This window comes from Acidisarcina polymorpha (assembly GCF_003330725.1).
Taxonomy (GTDB): domain Bacteria; phylum Acidobacteriota; class Terriglobia; order Terriglobales; family Acidobacteriaceae; genus Acidisarcina; species Acidisarcina polymorpha.
On the sequence record NZ_CP030840.1, the window covers coordinates 6,910,337 to 6,932,078 of the forward strand.

Consider the following 21,742-nt stretch of genomic DNA (forward strand, 5'->3'; position numbering starts at 1 on the left):
ACAGCATCTCGGCATCGATTCCTATCGGACGGCCTGGTATATGTGCCATTCGGAACAAAGTGCGAACGGATGATGCACCGAAAGATCGAATTACCTAGACGTGAAGGATGTAGAGGCGGACGAAATCTGGGGTCTTGTCCGCAAGAGGGAAGGCCGCAAATCAGATCAGGAAGGCCTGGAACTGGCGATGCGTATTGCTTTGTAGCGATGGAGCGCAACACGAAGCCGGTACTTGCTCACCATCTCGGCAAGCACAGCAAAGTGTCCGGCGCTTCGCCTTGGTGCCGCCAAGCAGTCGGTGTCGTCTTCTTGCAGTTCGGGCAACGAAAGCGACTGAGTCCGTTGCGGTGCTTTCCGAAACGCTGGCAGTTGACTTGGCAGAGGTAGCAAGTCATCGTTTTTGCGGATTGGACGGCGTAAGCGCTAGCTGTTTTTCAACGCTGAAGGGTGTTATTGTCATGGCGCGGACGGTGGGACTTGCACCCACAATTCCTCGACAGGACGGCGGTTTTGCAGACCGCTAGTATTCTTCCACCACGCCCGCGCATCAGTACAGCCGGGGAGCATTTTCCAAATGCTCCCCGTTGGTGTTTCTGAGCATGTAGTGGTGGCCCTCGAATGTGTAAATTGCTTCCCATGTGATTGACAATAAAGCGCCATCACCGGGGAAGGTCGAGAGGGGAAATGCTTAACAGTACCGGGGAAATACTCGGAAAAAGCAGGGGATAAACAAGGGGGAAACAGGGGAAACCTTTACTCCCACCCCTTGGGTCTAGGTGGGGAGCGGAGCACTGAGGGTGCCTTACCGCTAGTCAAGACCTGGCGAAATGCTCTGTCAGGCGTAGACCCGTCTTTGCTTTCGTAGTGAATCCACCGCTTCCACTCTCGGTAGTGCTGCTCAGCGGCCCAACAAATGTCTCTGATTTTTGCGATGGGAAAAGTAGCCCGGTAGGAATCAACCAATGCGCGTCGTTCATCGGTGACGGGTTGCAAGTTCTCCCCTCTCCGAAGAACGGCTTCAGGGGCCCTCATCACAAGTGGCGATTCAGAATCTGGATCTATTCCCAAGACATCTCTTTCCAGCTCTTTCTGTGGAGAAAGAGGAACGAAAACTGAAGGGCGTGCATTGGCATGGGGAGTCGAGGTCACGACGCGTTCGATGTAGTTTCGAGCGGCATGAGCAGTTATGGTCTGTACGAGGCCATCCCAATGTGCTTTGGTAAATGCATCCCTCACGCCGTAATTGTTGTCGATGCATCGCAGAACTCGGCCCAGTGATTGCCTCTCGGCTGCACAATGCCAGTACGCTTTATATTCCCGGTATTGTGAATAGACCTCGCGGTAAAAGTCGTAAAGATCTATAGCGGTAGCACGGGAATAGTCAATTGCTCGCGAAATATCGACATTATCGTAGTGGTCACACTCGCTTAGGCGCCTTCTCAATCGAAGTCCTATAGCTTCGACTTCGCGAAGAGCATCATGCGTAAGCGGGGGCAAGTCTGGGCAATCCGCCTGCTTTTCCATTCGCACCATTGCATAGGCGCGAGAATAAACATACAAAGAGGGTATCCAGCCGCATCACCGAATGCCCCCGCCTCGCGCCGGGCTTTCGTTTTGTAATGGAAGAATTCTACTAGGATTCTTTGCGGGGTCTTCCGTCAGCGTTCGTCCTCCGCTTTGCGGCAAGCTGATGAAACAACGAGCCGCCGGGAGCTTATCCTGCTTGAAGAGGTCATCCGTCAAGGCGACGGCAGCGCCAATTCTGGCGTTCCACGAATGATGTACTTACGTGCTTCGGATCGGGGTTTCCAATGACCGTCTTCATTCCGCAGCCAATGCACTGGGCTGGCGAGTAGCGCTTCAGACTCGCTTGGCGCTCCGTAAATCTTGTGGAGCACTGCGAAGTCTACATCCATGCCAAATGCGCCCTCACAGCCTCCTGATAGGCTTTGTGCCCGTCCATAGTGAGTTGGAGACAGCCTTTGATGCGGCTGACACAATCTTCCATGAAATCGTGCTCATCCACTATCCCGAGCGCCTACTAGGTAGCTCAGGCACAGCTTTTGTGTCCGCGTCGATTGCCGTCCAAGTCCAATCGTCCGCCCCGACCCATCGATTTCTGTTCGAGGGTAACGTTCTTTGCCTTCACACCAACGGAGCACCAAACTTCATCGCATTGCAAACCGTGCACCTTGACGTTGCGGACGGCCCGATAATGGAATCCTGCGGCAGCCGTTCCAACATCCACCAAGAGCTTGGCGACGGTGTTGATTGAAACATCGGCCATCCGACTAGTGGCGCGGAGCCTGCTTCCTCTTCCAGCATCCCGACGATCTTTGCCCGGTCTTCTGTGGACAGGCGGTTCATGAACCTAACAACAATGAATTCTTAGCCATAAAGTTCAGTTTCAATCCGTAATTAGGGTGGCGCGGGTACAGCGAACGAGAAAAATGTGACAGCGAGCGCAAGAAACCTGACAGCGAACGGAGGTAAGATTGCCGGATGGAAGAAACCCAAAAATATCGTCTAATGCACGAAATTCACGAAGCCTTCACGCCCGGAGCCCCGATCGACAGCAAAGACTTATTTGCGGGCCGCAAAAAGCAGAGAGAGCGGGTCATGGGAACGATTTTTCAAAAAGGCCAACACGCGATTCTTTTTGGGGAAAGAGGCGTCGGGAAGACTTCCCTTGCGAATACGATATATGACTTTTTGGTGATGATGGGCAAGTTCAAGTATCAGCGGGCCCGCGTTAACTGTAGCGAGGAAACCGAGTTTGGCGACATCTGGCGCTCGGTTTTTAAGCAGTTGACCTACGAACCAAACAGGGACGTGACCCTCTCGCTTGAAGACGCGCTTCCTGATAACCCAAGTCCAGAAAACATCAAAGAGACCTTCCAGCTCATGAGTGGGCCGAGCATTGTTGTCATCGACGAACTGGATCGGCTGGGCGATCCCGATATTCAAACCAGACTCGCTGACACAATCAAAACCCTTTCAGACAACGCCATTGATACCACTCTGATTTTGGTAGGAGTTGCGGACACGATTGAGCAACTCATTGCCGAGCACGAGTCGATCCAACGTGCACTCGTTCAAGTTCCAATGCAGCGAATGTCAAAGGCTGAATTGCTAGAAATTGTAGACAAAGGTTTATTCAAATGCGAGCCGCTGATCATCCTTCCCTACGTTAGAGAGCGAATCGCGGACTACTCCCACGGTCTTCCGTTCTACGCCCATTTGCTCGCGAGGGAAGCTGCGTTGAATGCTGTGGATGCCGAGCGGACTGTCATCGTGATTGACGATCTTGAGTACGCCGTAAAGCAGGCTGTAGATAGCCAACTGGAATCCATGCTTGGAGCCTACAATCGCGCCGTCTCCGCCCCTCGCGGAAACAATTACAAGCCAGTCCTGCTTGCCTGCGCTCTAGCACTCAAGAATGAGCAACGAATGTTTTTCGCCAGAGATGTAATGGAGCCACTGAGATGCATCACGACCAAGATTTACAAGGTTCCAGCATTTGCCAAGCACCTAAAAGAATTTTGCGAAGAAACTCACGGCCCTATTCTGGAAAGGCGGGGACCTCCGCGCAAGGTGCAATATAGATTTATTGCGCCCCTGATGGAACCGTATGTGATTCTGCGGGGATTGGCGGAGAATCTGATTAAAGAAGCACAGCTTATTCCGCCTTCGGAGCGCTCCACCGCGTTTGCGCAGCTTTCACTGCTACCTCCCGCTTCTGATCCTGCGATAGAGCTTTAGCGCGAGCTATGCCGCCCTTGAGTCCGCCCGCCCTTCCACGAACCTTTGATCGATTGCGCATCTTTGGGCTCACCGTGTCCTGAGCCTCACCCGTTGCGATGTCCACAATCAGCTTAGCGAGCTGGTTCGGATCGCGAGGACGTTTCGGCATCACTCATTGTCCCGTCCACCCTTGGGGCCCGGCGCAAGGGCAGTGGATTTCAAACTGAGACACTACCAGGTAGTGGGTCATGTGTTTTCCACTTGGCCCACCACCCACTACCGGGGTAGTGTCTGAAAAGTGCGTGATCTCGTTTATCATTCATTGCACTTGTCCGATTCCAACCCTATCGACGAATTCCTCGAAAAGAAGTTGTCGCTTCGTCGCTCCAAAAAATCACGTTTGGGAGCGGCCCCGTGGGTAAGCTGACTTGGCTTGGGATAGTGGCTATCGTCGCCACCGCCGTCATTGCGCGAGGGATCTTACTGACACCGACTCTTGGGATGGTTGTTATCGGCACAGTGGCGCTTTTGTGCGTCATGCTTGTCGGGGCAATCCTAGTGGTAGTGGTTCGCAATCCAGAGGCAGCGTGCTCGAAGGGGGCCAGCTTGTGCAATGGCAAGCGCTGGTACTTGGAGCAAAGGACTATAAGCCAGGAAAAGACTTGCCGCCGATCCCTGATCCTAAAATGGAACTTTCTGTCGGGAATCAGGACGAGGCGCAATGAGCACAAAATCAGACTTCGCGGGGATTGGCGCTTTTCTCGCCGGGTTAACCAAGAATCACTATCTGCATATTTTCTTTTATATTCCGCCATCTATGTCTTCAGTTGAGACAGGACACAGGATTCAACCCATAATCAACACTGAGGCTGACTGGATTAGATATACCGAGAGTTATTGGATCGTATGGTCACCCTGACACCAGACCAGTGGTACCAGATGCTCGTTGCCGATGTCGAGATAAAGGCGAAATGTTCAGTGCTGGTCTTGAAAGTTGATCTCTCCCCAGAAAATAGAGGGGGGACAGCTTCAGGATTGGGTTTGGCAATGGATGCAAAAGCCTCGCTCTCCTTACTGAATCAACTCCGCGATAGTCCAGATGTGATCGGTGATGCCAGGCTCCATCGCGGGAGTGACAGGCGGAGTTTTTGTGAAGCCGGCAGAAGTTGTAATAGGCGAACCATAGCGCTATGCGGCTTCCAGGTTCTCCCATTTCTTGCTGAAGCCGTTGGTCAGGCGCGTCATGCTGCGCATACCCATGCGGATGCTAAGGTTCTGGCGCTCGACACGAGACGTGCAAATGCGCTTCGGGTCAGGCTTGTGACCCGGATTGGGACTGCCTCCAAGACTTCGCCGGGGGTGTACCGGTGCTCACCTTCGCGGGGAGCGCCATACACTTTGATGAGCTGAGCGAAATGGACGCGAGTGCCAAGGATGGTGCTTGTGGCGTCAATGTAGGGCCGAAAACCGTCCGTGGTGAACTGGAAGCGTTTTCCCGATGTTGCCTATCCGAGCTTCTCTCTAAACGCTTCCGTCGAAGCCTTGCTGCGCTTGCCGAGCCAGTCCGGGAGTTCGTTGTAGCCTCCCACCTCAAGCACCACGGCGCACACTGAGTGCAGCGTATTTGTGGGATATTCTCCCCCGAAAGATCTCCTGCGAAAGGTAGCGCCGGGTTTCAAGGCAAAACGGGCAAGTCTCGATGATCCAGTCATCGGGCATTGTCTGGATGCGGGCCGCCAGGTGCTCGCCGCAGCGCTTGCACGTGATCACGAAATCATGAAAGGACGAATTCGGCCCCGGATAAATGAAATCAGTGTATAGCAAATAAACGGCGAACACGCTGTGGAATTTAAATGGACTCAACGCACCCTGGATCTGCTTGCAGAGAAGCTTGGGGAGAGTCCTTTCCCCCCGTACGCGTTGCTATGCGCCGAAATCCCCTTTGTGCGGATAGCAAGTTGCATTGAGCGGTCATGAGTTTTCCAGGCGAGGGGTGAGGTTCTGCCGATGCCGAGTCGCCTTTGCAATTTCCGATTTAGAGAGCTTTTCCCCTTCGGCAGAGGCGTCTGATTTCGGGGGTCTTCTTTCCTTTGGATCAGGCCTGAGCGTTGCCGGGCTTTCATTCACCCGCTCTCGCAATATGTCTCATCGGTAAGCATGTGGAAACATCTCCAAGAAACAAGCTGTGTTTTCATTCTTGACTTCCGATGCTGGTTAGACCACTATAAGCGCGGCTATCTTGTCTGACTCCGGGATCGTAGTTCTTCTGATTATTAAACACTGAAGATTTTCCACTTTCTGCCTGGAGCTCGCATGACACTCGTTCCATTCCTACGTTCGCTGGTTTTCGTTTACATCCAATTATCGCTGGGTCTAGCCTTAGGCCACTCGCAATTAGGGTCGAAGACTGAGACGACCAATTTTCCCAAAAGCTCCTTCCCCGCCATGGCGAAAGTGGATGAAGCAGCGATCGCAACCTCCTACGGCAAACTCGTTTTGAGCTTTGAAGCCAACGAAGGACAGAGCGACCCTCAGGTGAAATTTCTCTCTCGCGGATCCGGCTATTCCCTATTTCTTACTGACACCTCGGCCGTCTTGGCGTTAGCGCCGACACCTAATGTGGCTAGAAGTAAGCAACGATCCGAACTTGGGGGGGCCTGGGCATTAACTGCGCAGAAGACCAAAACGGACGTTCTGCGAATGGATCTAGCAGGGGCATCTCATGGCCGGCCGATGATCGGTACCGATAGGCTACCAGGCAACGCAAACTACTTTATCGGCAACGATCCGGCGAAGTGGCGCACGGATGTACCGACCTTTGCCAAAGTGAGGTTCCCTGCAGTCTATTCAGGCATCGACCTCGTCTACTACGGCAATCAACGGCAATTGGAGTTCGACTTTGAGGTCACCCCAGGCGCTGATCCAAATCAAATAAAGCTGCATTTTAGTGGGCAAGATAAGCTGAAGTTGAACTCTGAAGGTGACCTGATGATCGCCACCAATAACAACCAGGTTGTTCTCCATAAACCGGTGGTGTACCAACTAAAGACTAGCGATAGGCAAAGCGAACAAGCGAGTCAACGGGAGGCGGTTAAAGGAGGCTTCGCGCTCCTTGGGGGGAATACCGTTGAGTTTAGACTTGGCGGTTACGACAAGCGTCGCAAGCTGATAATCGATCCTACTCTAACTTATTCGACCTATCTGGGAGGCAGCGGGGACGATAAAGGCAACGGAGATTATGCCCTTGGCATCGCGGTCGACAGTGGCGGAAATGCCTATGTCACGGGGGTTGCATGGTCTGCAGGCTTCCCAGTGACTAAGGGAGCCTTTCAGACATCCAGTGATGACCAAGAAAGCAGTGCATTTGTAACCAAAATGAACCCGTCGGGCACAGCATTAGTCTATTCGACGTTTTTGAGTGGGAACTTCGCGGATCAAGGCAATGGTATCGCTGTCGACGCAGTTGGGGACGCCTATGTAGTGGGAACCACATCATCCGACCATTTTCCAGTGACTAAAGATGCGATCCAGGGCTATAACGCTGGGGCTCAGTATGGCTCACCAAACGCTTTCATCTCAAAGCTCGATTCGTCGGGTTCGTCTTTGCTTTTCTCTACCTACCTGGGCGGAAGCGGGCGAAACTACTCAGGTCCGCCGGGTGACTCTGGGCTCGCCATTGCTGTGGATGCTCACGGCAATGCCTATGTTACGGGACAAGCGTACTCCGACGACTTTCCAGTGACCGACGGCGCGTTCCAGACTTACAACATGTCAATGTCAGAAGGTTCGAACGCTTTTGTTGCCAAACTGAATACGACCGCACCGGCCCTCATCTACTCAACGTACTTAGGCGGTAGCAGCGATGACACAGGAAACGGGATCGCCGTCGATGCCAAGGGCAATGCCTATTTGACAGGAGCGGCGGGTTCTAGCGACTTTCCAGTAACTAAGGGAGCTTTTCAGGTTGTTAATTTAGAGGCGAATGCATTTGTCACTAAGTTAAATGCTGCAGGTTCGGGGCTAAGCTATTCGACCTTTCTTGGAGGAAGTAGTGGAGAGGTCGGCTATTCCATCGCGGTAGACAGTTCTGGATCTGCGTATGTGACTGGCAGCACATCCTCGATGGACTTTCCCATTACTAGCAAAGCCTTCCAGAAAATGAACAATGCCCCACCAGATGGATCCAGCACTGCTTTCGTTTCAAAGGTTGATCCGGGTGGCACCGCGCTAATCTACTCGACATACCTTGGGGGTACAGGGGGCGAAGACGTGGGAAAAGGAATCGCCATTGATAGCTCAGGAGATGCTCTCGTAGCGGGAAACGGATCCGAGATGGGTTTTCCGGTGACAGTCGATGCTTTTCAGAAGGTCGCGATATTTAGCCAAAGCACCACTGCTCCGTTTGTAACCAAATTGAATGCGAACGGGTCTGGGCTCATCTACTCGACTTATTTGGGAGGTAGCGGTGGGGAGTATGGTTTTGGTGATGAAGGATCCGCCATCGCGGCGGATAGTTTAGGCAGCGTCTACTTCACAGGCACGGCTCAGTCGCTTGACTTTCCTGTTACCAGCAATGCCTATCAGTCTTACAACGGAAGTGGCAGCGTTGAGTCAAACGCGTTCATTGCCAAGTTTTCTTTCGTGCCACCGATCGCTACCGTCACGAGTTTGACCTCGGACAGCAATCCACAGCAACTGGGAATCGACGTGACATTCGCTGCCCGAGTTAGATCAGTGAAAGGCAATGGAACTCCCACTGGAATGATGGTCTTCACGGTGGACGGGATTACGATGGCCAATGAAGCGCTCGACGGCTCCGGCCGTGCTGTTTATATGCCCGGTTCACTTCCGATGGGCAAGCATACGATCACAGCCACATATTCTGGCGATGTGGTTTACTCCGCAAGCGGCACCAGCTTGACTCAAACGATCAGTCCGTTAGCCGTATCGACTCCAACATTCTACCCTCTGGCAGGCACCTACCCAGTGGCTACGCAGTTTAAGATCGAGAGCGCAACGAGCGGCGCAACGATCTATTACACGACGGACGGTTCGCGCCCCACAACCGAGTCGATGAGGTACACGGCCCCGCTCACTGCTTCTACGACTGAAACGGTTAGAGCCATTGCAGTAAAGGGTGACGTCAGCAGCGTACCGGCGAGTGGTACCTACAATATCATCCCATCAGCAATCCCGACTGAGACATCAATTTATTCTTTCAGGAATCCCTTCTACTCAGGGGAGTCGATGACGTTTGCCGCTAAAGTGACGGGAATCGAAGGATCGAGTCCAACCGGATCGGTAATTTTTAGGCATGGAGCAGTGGTATTGGGGACGGCCAGTTTAGCTGGTGGAGTCGCAAGTTTCACGACGAGCTCCCTTGTTCCGGGAATTTACAGCATCACAGCCTTCTACTCTGGTAACCAGACTTTTGCAGCAAGCATCTCGACAAACCTTCCTCAAACCGTCGTCGGAGTTGCAGCGCCGACGTTCTATCCTCTCCCTGGGACATACCAATTGCCAACGCAGTTCATCATTGAAACAGCTACGCCTGGAGCCGCGATCTATTACACAACGGACGGATCCACTCCCACGGCAGACTCAAGCACGTACACCGGAGCGATGACCGCTTTCTCTACTGAGACGATCCGCGCGATTGCGGTGAGTGGAGGATCTACAAGCGCAACATCCTCGTCGACCTACTCTCTACAACCATCGGCCCTCACCACAGATACGTCTATCAAATCCTCGTTGAATCCTTCGCTCCTGGGGCAAGGAATCATATTCACTGCTACTGTGAAGTCCGCTTCTGGACGAGTGCCTACCGGAAGCGTTCTTTTCAGACATGGGGCAACGGTGATCGGCAAATCGACTCTAAGCAAGGGAACGGCAACAATTGCGGTATCTACACTCATACCTAGCACCTACAGCGTTACCGCCTTTTACATGGGTAACTCGACCAATGCAGCGAGCATCTCATTGAATCTTGTCCAAGTGGTGAACAAATAGCTACCCTCCTCTTGCACTTGCAGCCTGAACTTGCGTGAGCTATGGCCAAGGCGTGTTTTGTTAGCAAACGCAGTACCGCCCCAGGATGACCGTGAAAGCGATGGGCTTTTGTAGTCTTGGCTTGACCATGACCGCCAACAGCAACGAGTCTCATCATCGCCGCTTCAGCTTGTTGTACTGCTCCGCGATGAGTTCCAGCCAAATGCCTTCCCCGGCCCCTTCTGAACCGCGATCGCGCTGGATTGCTGGGAGATGCTCTCTCCTTTCGATATCGACTTCCGAATTTCGAGTTCCCCGAAATACATGATTCGCCCGCGCGCAGTAGCGCGAATGCTCAGAACGAAGTGCTCAATATGAGCGCCGGGGGGTAGATAAGACCAAATCGCGCTGCGGTAACTGCGTTACGTGGCGGAGCAAAAGTGGACCACCGCCGCATTCAAGTTCCAGGGACAACGGAAGCTTTGGAACCGTATGCACGAGTGCGACTGGCAGTTCATGTCGATGCGCGCATCCAGGCACATCTGGGCGCGGTGGTCCGATCGACGGCGGAGGAGGCGCTGAACGGGCTGCTGGCCGCGGAGGCCGACCATCTGTGCGGGGCTCGGAAGTAGGAGCGCACCGAGGGACGCAAAGACACACGGGCGGCGGCCAGTTACACGCGGCAGCTGCACCAGGGCCGGCGAAGTGAACCTGCAGGTGCCGAAGCTGCGCAGCCTTCCCTTCAAGACGGCGATCATCGAGCGCTATCGGCGCGCCGCGCCGCGTCGAGAACATCACCCAGGCTTAGTGGGGCCGCGGGTGAGCGCCTCGACGGTCGGCGATCTGAACCAATGTAGCAATGTACCGAAAGAGCAAACTTTTCCGGCAATTTGGGTAGATAATGATAAAGCTTGGCATCACTCTCACACTCGGAGCCAACGACTTTCTTCGACGTAGCGCACGAGCAAGACAGTTGCGGTAAGCGACACGGGCTCATTCTGGTGAGGTAAGCGTGATGAACGCTGCTCCGTATGCCCACCGCTATGTTCGCAACCGACGCGGCAGGGGCCGCATATGTTGTCCCTGAAGCCGAGGCCCGCGTGGTCGAGCGCATCTGCGAGATGTACGCAGTTGATGGTCTCACAATCTGCGAGATTAGCCGTCCGATCAACGCCGGAGACCGGCTCCGCCCAATTATCCTCTTACCGAGTTGTTCCACAACCTTACGCGAAGTAGTGTACTTTACACAAACTCGTGTAATGCTCTGCGGCAAATTTTTAATGAAAGCCGTCTCTGAGACCAGACGATAATTTTCGCCACTTCCCAATGACCCCTCACCCCTTTTCTGCTTCTCACTGCAAACAAGAGAATGATCGTTCGACGTACGCAGCAAGTAGAGCGAAAGAGAGATTTGGCAATTGTGTCGTTGTTTGTGTCGTAACCCCCGCATCCCTACCCATACCTACATGCCTCCCTCAATGTCGCTTGGGCATATGTCGCCGGCTACATACTGCAATAAACCCTTGTAAACACAATGGCTCCATATCACTCAGGCTTCTTCGGTGATACATCGTCAGACAAAGCACCGAGATTTGACACGGTAGAGGTCAGGAGTTCGAGTCTCCTCGTGCCTACCAATCCCATCAACGACTTAGCGAGCGTGATCTGGGAACAGGATCACGTTTCTGGGAACAATTTGGGAACACAGCTTGCTACCTGTGGTTCCGTCCTTGTCGCGGCTGAGTAAATGGTCGACAGCCTTCTGCTGGGCAAACCGCTTCTTGTCCATTGCTGCATGGGTGTAGATTTCCATAGTGGTGCTCACCTTGGCATGTCTCATTAGCTCCTGAACCACCCGCACGTCATTGCCGGTATGAGCCAGCAGTGAACTGTAAGTGTGGCGAAAGGTGTGCCACCCTACCCGCTTCGTGATCCCCACTTTTCGCGCTATAGGCTGGAGGATTTTCTGACGGATACTGTCGGGCCATACGGGAATCTTGCCGAATGTTTGATGGCTGGCGAAGATCCAATCTTCTTCCCTGGGGATAGCCGGAGACGGGCTTCCACTCTCGAAGCTGCTCCACCGCCGAACTGTCCAGCGGAATCGGCTGGTGGGAGATCTCGGTCTTGCACGGTCCAATCGTCCCATCCGCGAACGACCGGCAGACGTTGAGGCTCTGATCGGTGAATGAGACATCAGACCACTTCAGTCCGAGAAGCTCGCCAATCCGAAGACCCGTCGTGGCACATATCGTGCCCATCAGGCGCTCCCTTTGAGGTAAACCAAGCATCAAGGCTTGGAACTCAGCAGCTGTCAGGGTCTCCGGAACATGCAGTCGTCGCTAGCGCCGCCACTTGAAACGATGGCGAAGTTATCCCTTCAAATGCGATTTTGGAATCATTCCAGCTCCCCGGCCACAGGAAGGGTTTTCCCTGGTGTTGCCCCCCGGATATGCCCGTCTGGGTCACCATCCACCAGCCCGCCATTCGGCGGTAAGCAGGCGAGGAGCCTCGGAAGTCGCTGCGTTGCCGCGCGGGTCGGAGCCCGGCCATATTGAATCTTGCCTCGATGAGTGACTCGGCCTGTTCTCGCCAACCGAGGGAACTCGCGGTTACGGATTGCTGGCGCATCACCACCCTGGCGCCCGGCTTCTGCAGGCGCCTGCCAAGCCGTCGGTGAGCGTACTTGCGATCTCGCGTCAGTCAACCGGTATGCTTGGTGATACAGGTTTGAAACCCTCTTGCGATAGAACGTGAGAAAACTTAGAAGATCGTGGCCTGAAGGTGTCACCAGTAATTCCAGCCAAAATCAGCGGTCATTCGCCAAGTCAAGGTTATCGACTCGCCCGTCCCAAACCGACTCCATCAACCAGCTTTACTGTACGGGAGACAATATGCGAACGATTCGCGATTTTCGCGGAATGCTGATGGGACTTATTGTCTCGATTGCGTTGTATGCCGCCGCTGCTTCGGTTTTTGCCTGCACACGGGTACTCTACGTCGCGAACGATGGAACGGTCATGGTCGGCCGCTCCATGGATTGGGGGGAAGATTTGCGTTCGAACATGTGGGTGCTGCCAAGAGGTATGCATCGCGATGGCAGGGGTGGCGCAAACAGCGTTTCGTGGGTTTCCAAATATGGCAGCGTCATCGTCACCGGCTACGACATCGGGACCTCTGAGGGAATGAACGAGGCTGGCTTGGTCACGAACCTGCTTGCGCTGGTCGAGTCGGATTACGGCAAGCCGGCTTCGGGCGGAAAAGTGATCTCCATGAGCACCTGGGCGCAGTATGTTCTCGACAACCATGCGACTGTTGCCGAGGCAGTCGCCGACCTGCAGAAGGAGGAGTTTCGCGTCCAGACTATTGTGCTGGCTACCGGCCGCCCGGCAAACATGCACTTGGCAATCTCGGACGCTACCGGAGACTCGGCTATCTTCGAGTATGTCAATGGCAAGCTCGTCATCCACCACGGCAAGCAGTACAAGGTGTTGACCAACTCCCCGACCTACGATCAGCAACTGGCGATCATGGAATATTGGAAGGACGCCGGCGGATTGTCGAAGTCGTTGCCGGGCACCTCGCGCGCAGCGGACCGCTTTGTTCGTGCAACTTTCCTCGCGGGCGCCATCCCCGTCGAGGCATCCCCGAAGTACATCAGCGGATCGCCTCAGCAGAAGTTCCAGTACCAGGCGGCGATGTCGGTACTTTCGGTGATGCGCAGCGTCGGCACGCCGTTGGGATATTCACTGGACGATCAACCCTGGGTCTCCTCGACGATCTGGCGAACGGTGAGCGATAGCACGAACCACGTCGTGATGTTCGACTCGGCGATGACCCCGGCGACGTTCTGGGTGAAACTCGATGATCTGGACTTCAAGCCGGACGCGCCGGTCAAGAAGTTGGAGCTGGTCGGCGGGAAGACTTACAGCGGGAATGCTACAGATAAGTTTGTTGATGCGAAGATGTTCGAGTTTGCCGATTTGAACGATTTATACGAGCCTCCGGCGAAATAGCCATGCCCCGCCAACCACTATGTCGAGTCGACGGTCAGCGCCGCCTCGACATAGTTTTGTCTTGATATTCGAAATACGTTTATCACCCGAGAGGTAAAGCGAGGCGCGGATGACCCAGAACTTGACCTCTGCAATGGGACCTAAAACCGGCTGTCGGACAAGTCATCTCTGCCCAGACTTTTACTGTTTCTGGATGAGCGGTAAATCGCCGAGTCACTCAGCGAGATCCTCTCTCAGAGCGGGTTGCGCAAACGACGTTTATGCAAGCCGATGCCTGCTGGTTGGATCACAGCATTCCGTGATGCAACCCCTGAAAAGATATCCCATGCGGAGGAGAACCCCTTCTAGAAAGGTGGCCGTTCCGCTTTGACGGAGCAGCAGGTGCTATAGGGGAGAAGTTTTGAGAGTTGACCGGCAGGGTGGGCCCCACCCTGCCGGCGGGATCTCACTCTTTTTTCGGGAAGTAGAAGGCCATTGCCGCGGCGAGAACCGCAGTAATTAGACCAACGAGGATGGGAAGCATCTCCTTGGCACGGTCGAATTGGTCCTTGGTGCCGAAGAGCGCCACGATGACCAGCAAAGCGGTGATGAGAAACAGGCCGATCAGGGAGGAGAGAAGCAACGTGCGACCTGGGCTGCGCCGGTTCTGGTTGGATAAAGTGCCGTTCATTTGAGTCTCCGTTTTGGTGTGACGTATGGGACGCCCAGTGTCGGCATCGGGGAGCTCCCAAGGGCAAGGGGCCGCATTCTCGGGGGGACCGAAGAAATATGCGAAGCAAGGCCGGGGGGCCGTTATTTCTTTGCGGGAGCCAAGAAAGCAGAGGCCTGAAGACCGCAGCGGCGCGACCCGCTTCGGTGCCGACAGGCCCACACGACAGAACGAACGAGGAGGGAACAACGACACGTACTCTCACAGCCTGGATATATAGGACGATAGCAACCGGTAGCAATGTGTAGCTATCAGACTGCGAATAGTGCTCCGGCTCATAAGGTTGCAGTTCTAATCATCCTGCTCAAATTGAGGAAGGCGTTCCCAAAATAAACGAACACCTTCCTGTCCGAATTGCTATCTGACGATGGCTTCCTGCTTCAAAATCTCCAGATCCTCTGCGAAGGTGGTGGGGGAAAGTACATTCGGGCACTGAGTACGTTGTAACCGGGGAATCATGTAATGACCTATCAGAAACAGGCAGGGTATGTGGGGCTGGGAGAGGTGGTGACCTCAGCAGTTCCGGTAAGCGAGTTCACGGTGGGTGATCAACCGATCCTGTCCTTGAAGTTGCAGGCACCTGACTTCGGACAAAACCTGGACGACCAAGACCTTTGTGAATTCGTCGTGGGTGTTCAGTGGCAAAGGACATATCCACTCAGTGAGGCAAAGACATTCCAAGGTGTGTTTGCCAATCAAAACGTGGTGGTAAGCTTCGTGATCCTGCTACTCTTCGGTTTCTGGCCCAATCCTTTCCCCTTCCAACTTCAGCTGTGAGCACCGAGTGAGGATGACCATATGCGCATCTGAAGATCTCCTGGCGCGCCGGAGGCTTGGCTCCGGACCGTGTAGCCATGGGGCAGGCGTTCGTCAACGAACATCCGAGGTGACATTGGAATCAGAAGCGGTTCAAGAGCTGCTTAGGGCGGCGCTGCCGGAAACAGCAAAACGCGACGCTTTTCTCTTCAAAAGCGACGCCGGCGAACGGACCATAGCCGCTCGGCTGGCGTTCCGTTTGCAGAACTTGTTTACGGAGGGGACGGTGGATACCGACTACAACCGTATGGTCGATCGACTGCCAAAGTGTGTTGAACTACTTCCGGGTTGCGCACGGTACAGAAGCAATGAGGGCCTTGCTATGGTTCTGCCGGATGTCATCATCCACGAAAGGGGCTCGAACGGTACAAACCTACTGGTAGTCGAGCTAAAAAAGACGACAAACCGAGACGATGGTGCCTGTGACCTGATTCGACTCCATGCGTCCAGGAACCAGTTGAACTGTGCTTTCGGGGCTGTGCGCCTGATATGGTTCTGGCCGACTGGATCGAATAGTACTTGCGCCACCGCAAGGACAAGCCGTTGTTCCATGACTTGGGTGAAAAGTCACACGGAGAGCGTCTTAGAAATGTGTAAATGCAGAAATGCGTCCGTTTGGCCTTCACGCAGAGACTGATTGCTCGCAATGCATCAACAGACAGACGGGAGCGTTTTTGTAGAGTTGTCCAGCTTCTAGAAAGGGAGATCCACGCCCTTGATGAGCGCCGGCGGCTCGACAAACGTGGGCATCTTCAAGCCCTCGTCGTGGAGGTAAATGGCAAGGTCAAGTGAACCGTCAGCGACGTCCCAGCGCGTGACCAAGCCATTTTCAATCCTTAGGATGAAATTCTCTACCGATGTTCCCGTCTTTCCAGTCGGAGCGAGCCCGTTGAAAGGACGATCGTGCTTCCAATGGAGGTTGATCGTGACGAGGCCGCGATCTCCCGCGACAAAGTGATCGACTAGATCAGTCCGTGGACGGAAGGAGTCAATGAACGACTGGTTCCAACGTTTGAGCGCGGCGATACCGTCGATGTTGCGTCCTGCAGGGCTGTTGGACTTGACGTCAGGATGTATTACCGCGTCCCAGAGATCGAGCTGGTTCTGCGAGAAACCTTTGTAGATCTGCAGCGTGATGCTGGAGTCGGCTGCTTTGCCAATCTTCGTTCCGCCTGCTGCTGTCTGGGCTCCTGCTTCTCCAATGAGAGCCAACCCTGCGGTTGACATTGCGCCATGAATGAGCAGCTTTCGACGTGAGAGCAGCAATGGGTAGTTCGCTTCAGCGTTCTTCATAATGACCTTCCTTCTGTGTCTGCGCTTGGACCAATATGGTCAAAGTGTCGGTCCGAAACCTAGTGAGCGGAAACTGTTCGTCTCGCTCCGCATGCAGGTGCAAGCTCTGCATACGGAAATCGCCGTGGTTGGCCCGATTAAACCTGGCCAATCCCACCGTCCACCATCAGGTCAGCGCCAGTGACGTACGAACTCTGATCCGATCCGAGGAACACGGCCGCATTCGCGATCTCTACGGCTTCTGCCGCTCTGCCGAGCGGGATTGCGCTGACATAGCCGTTAATGACTTCCTGACGGTCCAACCCCTCGGCTTGGCTGTCCAGGATGGGAGTGTCGGTCAGGCCAGGGCTTAAGGTGTTGGCGCGAATGCCCCGGTCCTTGAACTCCGCAGCCCAGGTTCGGGCATAGGACCGGTTCGTAGCCTTTACTGCGGCGTAGGCCGTGTGACCAGCGAAGCCCATCTGGTGCATCGCGGAACTGACGAGGATGATGGATCCCTTGCGCGTCATCAACGGCAAGAGTTTCTGCACCAGAAAGACCGGCGCGCGCGCCATTAGATTGAAACTTTTGTCGAAGTGCTCGGGGGTGATTTCCTCGATCATTGATCGTTCCGTGAACCCGGCATTGGACACGATGATGTCAATCACGCCCTTCTCGGCCTTCACTACTGTGGCGATTTTGCTTATATCCTCGATCTTCGCTAAATCTCCGGCGATTGCGGTGACGTCGTGACCGATCTCCGCGACTGCTTTATCCAGTTCGCTCTGACGCCGTGCCGTGATGAAGACATACGCGCCTTCCTCCACGAACCGCTTCGCGGTCGCTAGACCGATTCCGCTGTTCCCGCCTGTCACAATGGCTACTTTCCCCTCGAGTGCGCCCATACAACCTCCAATCTGCTTAATGCTTGCTCACCGTTGTGAGTACGTCGGACGATCATTGTCGAATGTTCGTTACAGAAACATATAGTACGATCATTACAGATGTCAGCAGCGCTGCATCGGATTCAGTCATTCTGCATCTAAAACGGCATGAGCACCTCGAACAAGCTCGGAAGACCTACCGCATTCGACAAAGAGGCCGCCCTGGATGTCGCTATGCGTTTGTTCTGGGAGCGGGGTTACGAGGGCACGTCCATGGCGGATCTCTCGCAGGCTATGGGCATTCATCCGTCCAGCATCTATGCGGCCTTCGGTGATAAGCAGGCACTGTTCGCGCTTGCGGCGAAACGTTATATGGAGGTGCCCGGGCAGTACATGGTGCGAGCGCTTGCAGAGCCGACGTTCGAGAGGTTCATCCAGGCTGCGTTTTACAACACAGTCGAGTTCTTGGGTGGCAAGGAATACCCAGCGAGTTGCTTCACCTTGACTGGCTCGCTGTCCTGTGGCGTAGACACTGAACCCGCGAAGGCTCTGATGCTTGACATACGGCTTCGAAATGAAGCCGTCCTTAAGTCTCGTCTTCAGAAGGCCAAGAAGGCTGGGGAGTTTCCGAGAGAGGAGAATATCGACGACTTCACCCGTTACCTTTCGTCACTCTTCAGCGGTCTTGCCGTTCAAGCCGCGAACGGCTCTACGAGAGCTCAACTGAAGCGCACCGCTGAACTAGCCTTGAGGCATCTTGGGATCCGCACGCGAAGCGAGGAAAGTTCTAAAGCACCCACTCATGCCACCGAGTAACGACATCCGAGCCCATGTTCGCAACTCTAGGGGCTTTATAAAGCTAGAGAGCCTATACCTGCCTGATAACCGGGTCGTAAGGGTTAGTTGAAGGAGAGATAATGAAACGACAAGTTGGCAAGCTATTCCTTGTGCTGCTAAGTTCGACCTTTGCTGCTCTAGGCCAGAGCCCACAGTCCCCGCAGATGGTTCCGTCTACCAATAGCAACATCGCATCGGACACCATGGATGTGCAGCACGTACTTGATGCTTACCACGCGGCGATTCTCGCTCACGATGGAGCGCGACTCGCCAGCCTGTTTCTTCCTCAGGGGAGCACCTGGATCAACGTGCTTTCTGACGAAGCCTACGCGCGTGTCAAAGCCAAGACGCCGAATGCGACAAGGGTTCGCGTCGGTAGTTATACAGACTTTGTCAAGCTGGTATCCTCTTCGAAGGCAAGCTTCAATCCGACCCACACAAACATGAGCATTCACACCGACGGAACAGTGGCCTCCGTGTACTTCGACTTCATCTTCCTGGTTGATGGAAAGGAAACAAATCGCGGAAGCGAGATCTGGGTCCTTTTGAAGTCGGAAGGTGGATGGAGGATTGCCGATATCACTTATTCATCAAATCCCCGTCTATGATCGATTGTGATCAGTCGGAAGAATGGGATGGGCACGGCCAAAGCGATTCACCTGGGCAATGATGAGCGGGTATCTAGGGCGAGAGGTCATCTGGTAATAACAGGAACCTCTGCCTGAGGAACAAATCTGATCTGCTTCACGTAGGACGTTGTAGACGAAGAAAGTAGACTTCCGTTGACCTTCCAGGCCACTTCTGCGAATCCACGACTCCACTACGTCCGGCTAATACTCGGGATGCTGTTAACTCTTATTCTCTCGCTCAGCATTCACGTTGTCATGCTGCAGGTGTTGCGCGTTCCTTTTCCGGATTTCACAGGGATAAGTAAATGGGCTCCACTATCGAACACTGCTCTCGCCCTTTTCGCGCTGATCGTCGTATGTGGCGCCGCCCAACCGCGACTGGGCCGATTCTCCAAAGGCACTCAGTGCATCATCCTTTTCGTTCTCTATGCCATGTTGAAGGAGTCTATCCGGGGCATCCTGATGAATGGGGTTGTGACGACAGGCTGGGGGTTCGCCCTTGTGTCCGGCCTGCCAAGCCTGACCTACGCCTTCGTTATTAGCAGTCTTACCGTCTTTCTGACTCCAATGTTGCGCAGTCTCTGGGCCAAGATGGGTGGCGCTGCTGTCTTAGCGGGACTCGCGACCTTCGCCATTCGGCCGGCACTTGGCATCCTCTTTGCTCCCATGCTGAAGGCGGTGGCACATCTCGATCATCCGGAGGTATATGCCTTCCCCTATGGATGGCACGTGCTCATCCCGGCCTACATCACCTACGCGGAGCCGGTCGTCGCCTGTATGTGTATCGCCTTCCTCATTTGGGGACGCCTGAGTGCCAGGAGCGGTCTGCGGATGCTCCAGTTTTCCATGCTCATCCTGTTGATGAGGGGAATGCTGTTACCGACCTTCATCTACAGCTTCTACAGCAAAGGGAATCTGCCGATGGCGATGCTGAGTGAAAGCCAGTTCTTGTTTGAAACGCTGGCGCTCGCTGTTCTCACAACTGTCGTCTGGCAATTCTCCATGACCACGCAGCCCTCTTTGCGCTCCAACTGAGGGCTTACGCAGCCCATGGAGGCGCTGCGCCACTCCTGTGAGCGCCGCAGCTATCTCTGGCGCGACCAGATGATATCGTCCCGGTCAGGTCTCGGAAACCGTTCTACAAGAGTTTTGCTGTGAGAGTTATAACGGGGCGCAGGCTGAGGCTGTTGTGACGCGGACGAGTCGTGTACGTCGCAGAGCAGTAGCAGAACGATTTGGTCGCGATGCCCGCTCAAGTCTCGAGCCGCACGAAAAACGTTGAGTTCTCCAAAGGAGCAAGATGGCAATCGCAACTGCCGAAGGTAATTTGAAAGTCTCGTTTGGTCCCTTTTCCACTGTGCAGCAGCTCTCCTCCGCGCTAAACAGAAATGAGTTGAGCGCAGAGGAGTTGTTGATGGCGACCGTCGCTCGAATTGAAGCAGTCAACCCCACTGTTAACGCCATCGTCGCTATGAACGTGGATGTCGCCAGGAAGGCGGCAAGGGAAAGCGATGAGAGGCGCGCGGCAAATGCCGTTCGCGGGCCGCTCGACGGTATACCAATGACCGTAAAGGACAGCATTGCTGTCGAGGGGTTTCCGGCCACGTCAGGCTTTCCCCCGCTGGCAAACTATCGCCCGAGCTCCGACGCGCCGAGCGTAGCGCGATTGAGACATGCAGGCGTCACGATCGTTGGCAAAACGAATCTGTCCACAATGGCTAGCGACTTTCAGAGCGACAATCCGATTTTCGGGACTACGCGCAACCCTTGGAACCTGGAGATGACAACTGGAGGTTCCTCGGGAGGCGCAGCAGCGGCCCTCGCTGCAGGGATGATTCCGCTGGAGTTCGGTAGTGATATCGGCGGATCGGTTCGCCAACCGGCTCACTTCTGCGGCATCTACGCACATAAACCGACGTTCGAAATCTATCCGCAACGAGGCCACGTTCCGCCGCCGCCCGCGGTACTGAGCATAGCCGACATGGGAGTACTCGGACCGATGGCAAGGTGCGCCGAGGACTTGAACCTGGCGCTGGAAGCTCTACTCCTTGACGAAGGCAGCACAGGCCGAGGCAGATGGATACCTGAAATACCACCTCCCCGCTTCGCACGTCTTTCAGAAGCCCGCATTGCGGTCTGGTCAAACGATGATGCGTTCCCGGTAGATCGCGCTACTGCCGACATGATGGAAACGGTCGCCACGCGTCTTGAAAAGGCAGGTGCTGCTGTAGATCGAAACGCTCGACCGTTTTCTAATCTGACCGAAGTCGCCGACGCCTACTTTCAGCTCCTCATGCCCCTGCTGCTCGGGAGTTACACGCAGAACGATTTGGAAGCCATGTTGGAACGTAGCCCCAATGCAAAGTTTGTGAAACTGATCCACGCCGGCGCGCGTCAGACTTCCGCGTGGATGGCTAAAGCGAAGGAAACTCAAGCGATTGCAATCTCATCGTGGCGTACTTTTTTTGAACGATTTGACGTTTTAATCTGCCCCGTAGCACCCCACACCGCATTCCAACACAATCTTTCGCTTCCATCCGTCGAACGCGAGTTGGTGGTGCAAGACCGCCGCTACCCTTATTGGGATCATGTTGTCTGGTGCGGAGCACTCGCGAATTTTGCTTATCTTCCGGCGACAGCCAGACCAATCACCTGCACCTCCGACGGACTTCCGATGGGGATCCAAGTCGTAGGGCCATATCTGGAAGACCGAACACCGATCCACGCGGCCCTGCTAATGGACGATCTATTCGGAGGCTTCGTACAGCCTCCCCCATTTGAGGAAGATAGACATCTGTGAGCTCAGGCTTCATTGATTACACTCGCCCGGCGAAAGCTGACGGTAGT

General features: G+C 54.5%; 14 protein-coding genes, 1 tRNA gene and 1 pseudogene. 11 read left to right on the forward strand and 5 right to left on the reverse strand.

Features of this window, described 5'->3' with window-relative positions:
* Positions 1-459: 459 nt before the first annotated feature.
* Positions 460-544: transfer RNA gene (locus tag ACPOL_RS33295), tRNA-Cys, on the reverse strand.
* A 1,377-nt stretch (positions 545-1,921) separates the two neighbouring features.
* Here ACPOL_RS33295 and ACPOL_RS35205 point away from each other — a divergent pair.
* The 5 genes from ACPOL_RS35205 (at position 1,922) to ACPOL_RS36715 (ending at position 10,689) form a co-directional block, all read left to right on the forward strand.
* Entirely contained in the window at positions 1,922-2,275 is a 354-nt protein-coding gene (locus ACPOL_RS35205; RefSeq protein ID WP_236657120.1) for a hypothetical protein, read from the forward strand.
* 227 nt (positions 2,276-2,502) lie between these two features.
* The gene (locus ACPOL_RS29685; protein WP_114210371.1) at positions 2,503-3,762 is read left to right on the forward strand and encodes an ATP-binding protein; all 1,260 of its coding nucleotides are present in this window, start codon (positions 2,503-2,505) and stop codon (positions 3,760-3,762) included.
* Between the two features lie 2,295 nt (positions 3,763-6,057).
* The gene (locus ACPOL_RS29700) at positions 6,058-9,753 is read left to right on the forward strand and encodes a DUF7948 domain-containing protein (protein ID WP_114210374.1); all 3,696 of its coding nucleotides are present in this window, start codon (positions 6,058-6,060) and stop codon (positions 9,751-9,753) included.
* A 419-nt stretch (positions 9,754-10,172) separates the two neighbouring features.
* A complete protein-coding gene (locus ACPOL_RS29705; RefSeq protein ID WP_114210375.1) occupies positions 10,173-10,364 on the forward strand; it encodes a hypothetical protein in 192 nt (63 codons plus the stop codon).
* Positions 10,342-10,689: a transposase gene (locus ACPOL_RS36715; protein WP_114210376.1), complete on the forward strand. Its 348-nt coding sequence runs from the start codon at positions 10,342-10,344 to the stop codon at positions 10,687-10,689. Before ACPOL_RS29705 ends, ACPOL_RS36715 begins: the two co-directional genes overlap by 23 nt.
* Before the next feature lie 694 nt (positions 10,690-11,383).
* On the opposite strand, the pseudogene ACPOL_RS29720 reads toward ACPOL_RS36715, so the two are convergent.
* Positions 11,384-12,023 (reverse strand): annotated as a pseudogene (locus ACPOL_RS29720) (site-specific integrase).
* 603 nt (positions 12,024-12,626) lie between these two features.
* Between ACPOL_RS29720 and ACPOL_RS29725 the strand changes: the two are divergent.
* Positions 12,627-13,748 (forward strand): linear amide C-N hydrolase, encoded by a 1,122-nt coding sequence (locus ACPOL_RS29725; RefSeq protein ID WP_114210379.1) that lies wholly within the window; start codon positions 12,627-12,629, stop codon positions 13,746-13,748.
* Positions 13,749-14,193: 445 nt separating this feature from the next.
* On the opposite strand, the gene ACPOL_RS29730 is transcribed toward ACPOL_RS29725, so the two are convergent.
* A complete protein-coding gene (locus ACPOL_RS29730; protein ID WP_114210380.1) occupies positions 14,194-14,418 on the reverse strand; it encodes a hypothetical protein in 225 nt (74 codons plus the stop codon).
* 501 nt (positions 14,419-14,919) lie between these two features.
* Between ACPOL_RS29730 and ACPOL_RS29735 the strand changes: the two genes are divergently transcribed.
* The gene (locus ACPOL_RS29735; RefSeq protein ID WP_114210381.1) at positions 14,920-15,234 is read left to right on the forward strand and encodes a hypothetical protein; all 315 of its coding nucleotides are present in this window, start codon (positions 14,920-14,922) and stop codon (positions 15,232-15,234) included.
* A gap of 732 nt (positions 15,235-15,966) precedes the next feature.
* Here the strand turns inward: ACPOL_RS29735 and ACPOL_RS29745 are convergent.
* Together ACPOL_RS29745 and ACPOL_RS29750 are read right to left on the reverse strand one after the other, a co-directional pair.
* Positions 15,967-16,566 (reverse strand): nuclear transport factor 2 family protein, encoded by a 600-nt coding sequence (locus ACPOL_RS29745; protein ID WP_114210383.1) that lies wholly within the window; start codon positions 16,564-16,566, stop codon positions 15,967-15,969.
* A gap of 137 nt (positions 16,567-16,703) precedes the next feature.
* On the reverse strand, positions 16,704-17,450 hold the full coding sequence (locus ACPOL_RS29750) for an SDR family NAD(P)-dependent oxidoreductase (protein WP_114210384.1): 747 nt from the start codon (positions 17,448-17,450) through the stop codon (positions 16,704-16,706).
* 147 nt (positions 17,451-17,597) lie between these two features.
* Here ACPOL_RS29750 and ACPOL_RS29755 point away from each other — a divergent pair, with 147 nt between their 5' ends.
* From ACPOL_RS29755 to ACPOL_RS29770, 4 genes are all read left to right on the forward strand, one after another.
* Positions 17,598-18,245, forward strand: coding sequence for a TetR/AcrR family transcriptional regulator (locus tag ACPOL_RS29755; protein ID WP_114210385.1), 648 nt, complete (start codon positions 17,598-17,600; stop codon positions 18,243-18,245).
* A 101-nt stretch (positions 18,246-18,346) separates the two neighbouring features.
* Complete coding sequence (locus ACPOL_RS29760) at positions 18,347-18,874, forward strand: Cif family virulence factor (RefSeq protein WP_114210386.1); 528 nt, start codon at positions 18,347-18,349, stop codon at positions 18,872-18,874.
* Positions 18,875-19,108: 234 nt separating this feature from the next.
* The gene (locus tag ACPOL_RS29765; protein ID WP_150133185.1) at positions 19,109-19,930 is read left to right on the forward strand and encodes a hypothetical protein; all 822 of its coding nucleotides are present in this window, start codon (positions 19,109-19,111) and stop codon (positions 19,928-19,930) included.
* A 265-nt stretch (positions 19,931-20,195) separates the two neighbouring features.
* Positions 20,196-21,695, forward strand: coding sequence for an amidase family protein (locus ACPOL_RS29770; RefSeq protein WP_114210388.1), 1,500 nt, complete (start codon positions 20,196-20,198; stop codon positions 21,693-21,695).
* The last annotated feature ends 47 nt before the right edge of the window (positions 21,696-21,742 follow it).